The organism is Myxococcus sp. RHSTA-1-4 (assembly GCF_020037125.1).
In the GTDB taxonomy this organism is placed as follows: Bacteria; Myxococcota; Myxococcia; order Myxococcales; family Myxococcaceae; genus Myxococcus.
Map to the genome: position 1 here is coordinate 1 of NZ_JAIQDG010000085.1, position 4247 is coordinate 4247.

General features: G+C 70.7%; 3 protein-coding genes. All 3 read left to right on the plus strand.

All coding sequences use genetic code 11. The features are described from left to right. Positions 1–127 precede the first annotated feature (127 nt). Positions 128–832 (plus strand): glutathione binding-like protein, encoded by a 705-nt coding sequence (locus K8638_RS43915; protein WP_223760763.1) that lies wholly within the window; start codon positions 128–130, stop codon positions 830–832. Positions 833–1223: 391 nt separating this feature from the next. After that, the gene (locus tag K8638_RS43920) at positions 1224–2603 is read left to right on the plus strand and encodes a hypothetical protein (protein WP_223760764.1); all 1380 of its coding nucleotides are present in this window, start codon (positions 1224–1226) and stop codon (positions 2601–2603) included. A gap of 181 nt (positions 2604–2784) precedes the next feature. Beyond that, positions 2785–3900, plus strand: coding sequence for a hypothetical protein (locus tag K8638_RS43925; RefSeq protein ID WP_223760765.1), 1116 nt, complete (start codon positions 2785–2787; stop codon positions 3898–3900). Positions 3901–4247: the final 347 nt, after the last annotated feature.

The window sequence follows — 4247 nt, forward strand, 5'->3', positions numbered from 1 at the left end:
GGAGGAGAGTTCATGTCCATCCCCCCTTCTGACCATTCAACCCTCCCCGTCTTTAGCCACTTCCCCGAAGCTGTTTAGTGTGGGCACCTGCGTGGCAGCACTTCACGGCCACGACCAGAGTGCCCTGATGATTGACCTGTACTTCAGCCCCACCCCGAACGGCCTGAAGATTCGCCTCTTCCTGGAAGAGACCGGCCTCCCCTACCGGCTCGTTCCGGTCCGCCTGTCGGCCGGGGAGCAGTTCGCGCCGGCGTTCCTCGCCATCTCTCCCAACAACAAGATTCCGGCCATCGTCGACCACGCGCCGCTGTACGGGTCCGCCCCGCTGCCGGTGTTCGAGTCCGGCGCCATCCTGCTCTATCTCGCCGAGAAGTCCGGCCAGTTGCTGCCCGCGGACGGCGGCGCCCGCCTCGAGTGCCTGCAGTGGTTGTTCTGGCAGGTCTCGGGACTGGGACCGATGGCGGGCCAGGCGGGCTACTTCCGCGTCTACGCACCCGAGCCCCTGCCCGCGGCCATCGAGCGCTACACGCGAGAGGTGTCACGCCTCTATGGCGTGCTGGACCGCAGGCTCGAAGGCCGGGACTACCTCGCGGGTGGTGCGTACTCCATCGCGGACATCGCCTGCTACCCCTGGGTCGCTCCCCACGCGGCGCACGGCCAGGCGCTCCCGTCTTTTCCGAACGTCGAGCGCTGGTTCGAGCGCATCACCCGGCGGCCCGCCACCCAGCGCGTCTACGACTCCGTCGAGGACGTGTACGCGAAGAAGCCCGCCCTGTCCGCGGAGGCGAACCGGGTCCTGTTCCAGCAGGGCCCGGCCCCGGCGCCTCGCTGAAGTCCCTTCCCCTGGAGCCTCCGTCATGCCCCTCTACTGGAGGCAGGGCCCTCGCGCGGGGGGGGCGCGCTGTTCCCAGGCGACGCGCTGCTGGTCGTCTCCGACCGGCGGCACGTCACCTTCATGTACAGCTATCCCAACTTCATCCCGATGAGGCCGGGCGACGTGCGGAGCATGCGCGAGCGCCTGGCGCCCTACGGCTTCGAGGACGTTACGGTTACACCTGGGGGCGCAACATCCTCGGTGGCGGGCGAGCGGCCGTCGATGCGTCCTTCGAGCGCTACCTGAGGGCGGTGGCTGGCTGAAGCGACCGCCTTTGTCTTTTCGAGAGGCCTCCCACCCGCTTCAATGAGGCCTCATGGAACGGGAAGCAGGAGTACGGGAGGGGACGGTGAGCGCAGTCCCGCGGCGGGGCCGCTCGCTCGCCGCGATGTTGCTTGCCCTCGTGGCCGCCTGGGAGCTGACGGGCTGCTGCTGCTGTGGGGGTACGTTCCCGCTCGAGGAGCAAGCGGCGCCGGCCCCCGCGCAGGAAGAGGCCCCGCGGGCGGTCCTCCCCCGGCTCTGGCCTCCGCCGGAGATGCCCGAGCCGCCGCGCGTGAAGCCTCCAAAGCGGGCGAGCGCCTCGCAGCGGGCGCCCACGGACGGGCTGCCGACGGTGAAGGAGAACATCGCCGCCGCTCCCAGCTGGGTGCCGGAGATGAGCGCGGCGGCGCCGCAGCTCGCGGACCCGGTGGGGCTCTTCACGGAGGCGAGCCGGCCCGTGAAGGAGAAGGAGATGCCTCCGGGCGTCGTGCTGTGCCAGGTGGTGGTGGTGAATGAGCGGCTCGACCTCCTTGCCGCGCCGGACCTGCTGGTCTCGATGCGGCTGGGCAGCCATCCCCAGGTGACGGTGCGGGGCCGCGAAGAGAGCAACGTGATGTACCTGTCCATGCCCGGCGTGCAGCTCCGCGAGGGGGACGAGGCCCGCCTTCGCATCATGGACCGGGACGTCTTCACGAACGAGTCGGTGGGCACCATGAAGGCCCGCTACGCGGGGGCCTTCCCGCTGCTGGCGGCATCGCGGCCCGTGCAGATGTCGTGCGGGGTGTTGCTGCCGGGGCAGGTGAAGGCACACGTGCCCCGGTATCTGGACGCGGCGGAGCGGCAGCTCGGGGCGCTGGAGCGCACCCGGCCGCGCGCGCTGGAGGACCACTGGGGATACCCCACGTGGGAGGTGTTCCAGGCGCGGGCCGCGCTGGGCCACGTGGCCGCATTGGTGGGCTGGGCGGACAGGCGGATGCAGCCCCTGCTGGAGCGCTTCGATGCCTTCGAGTCACGCTGGCTGGAAGAGGCCGAGGCCTCCGTGCGGAAGAAGGCGGAAGCCCGCCCCAAGGCGGGCGAGTGGGTGCCCGTCCTCCAGGGACGGCAGGAGGCCCGGGTCATCGCGGCGCGCTGTGGGGGCACGCCCGTGAATGGGCGGGCGAGTGTCACGGGCGCGTGCCGCGTGGAGGTGGAGCTGAAGCAGGGGAAGGGAGCGCCGCTGCGCGTCGACCCGGCGGACCCCGAGTCGGACACGCTTCCGGCGGCCGTGCTGGTGCGGAGCAACGGCCTCACGGAAGCGATGGCCCTGGGCAGCCTGTGGTTCAACGAGCGCCGGCGGACGCAGGTGACGGTGAAGCCGGGCGAGAAGGTCCGGGTCGTCTGGGAGGTGCAACGGAGCGGGGCGAGTCCAGCGCCCGCCCTGCTGTGGCTGCGGGCACCGGATGGCGACGTCCTGCTGCGGCTCGACTGAGGGCCTTGCCAGACGCGGAGCTCCACTGCCAGCGCGGGCGCCACCGGGCCCATCACCGCGAGGCTCTCCGCCGCCAGCAACCCCGTCGCGGCAGTTGAGGAGGAGGTGAGCGTGGCGCTTGAGGCAGCGGCCAGGAAGGAGTCGAAGAAGGAGAGGACGCCGCGAGTGGTATGCTTCCTCGATGCTCACCGCCATGGTCCTCACGCTCGGTGTCCTGCTGACGGCGTCCCCCGCGCCCACGTCCCCCAGGCCCGCTCCCGTCCCCATCGAAGGTGTGTCGGCGATTCTGGACGCGGCTCGAACCCATCCCATCGTCGGGGTCGGTGAGAGCCACCGCAGCGCGGTGGTGCATGACTTCCTCCTCCGCCTGGTCCGGGAGCCGCGCTTCCCCGGTGCGTTCCAGGACATCGTCGTGGAGTTCGGAAACGCGCGATACCAGTCGCTCATGGACCGCTACGTCGCCGGGGAAGCCGTACCGGCGGAGCAGCTTCGGCGCGTGTGGCGCGACACCACGCAGTTGCTCGTCTGGGACTCGCCGCTCTACGAGCAGTTCTTCGCCACCGTCCGGGACGTCAACAGCAAGCTTCCCCCGGAGAAGCGGCTGCGAGTACTTCTCGGGGACCCGCCCATCGACTGGGAGGCCGTCCGTGCCCCGGAGGACTTCTCTCCGGCCTACGACTACCGCGATCCGCACATCTTCCGGCTCATCGAGCAAGAAGTGCTCTCCCGGGGACGGCACGCGCTGGTTGTCATCGGCAAGGGCCACCTGCTCCGCCTCGGTCCGGCAGGCGGCTTCCAACCCCAGCCGCTCAACCAGGCGTTCCTCGGTGACGCGCTCGCCCAGCGCTACCCGGGCAAGGCCTTCCTGGTGTGGACCGTCTTCGGCCCCAGGGACGCCATCGCATCCCAGGTCGTGGCGTGGCGCCCGGGGACGCTCGTGCACCTGGGCGGAACGAGCCTGGGAGCGCGGAGCTCCTCCCTCCTCATGGCCGGCACCATCCGCATCTCCCGCATGGTCGATGGCAAGCCCACGCCGGTGACGCTCCGCCCCGAGGACTTTCCCGCGCTGGAGGCCCAGCTCGACGCCATGCTGTATCTCGGCGCCGCGGACCCTCGGGTGGACCCGCCCCCGGCGCTCTACCGGGACAGCGCGTATGTCGCGGAGCTGCGCCGGAGGGCGAGCGTGCTGCTCCCCAGCTCCGGCGACTACACCCAGGACATCGACACGCTGGTGAAGGAGGCGGAGGCCTCGGGCCGTCCTACGGTCCCCGAAGGACGGTCAGCCCCTGGCCGGTGAGGACGAGCAACATGCTCGGCGGAGCAGGCGTGTGCCCCAAGGGGGCTGCACCGCGTCTGCACCGGCCCGGTGCACAGCCCGAGCGGCCCCCATCAGCGGCCCTCCTCGGCCCTTCTGCACCTGCCGCCACCTTCAACAGGGCCTCCATCTCTCCTGTACTCATTCATGACGCAGCAGGGAATCGCCCATGGCAAGGCGCTGCCCGGCGGTGCCTGGGCCATGGCGGGCCATCGAAAAAGGCGCGGCCAGGGCGGCCCTCGATGAAGGCCCTCGCGTTGCACGTACCCTGAGGGACGTCCCGCCGCGTTGAAAGCCGCCCGCGAGCCAGGGCGCTCGCCCCTCGCAGT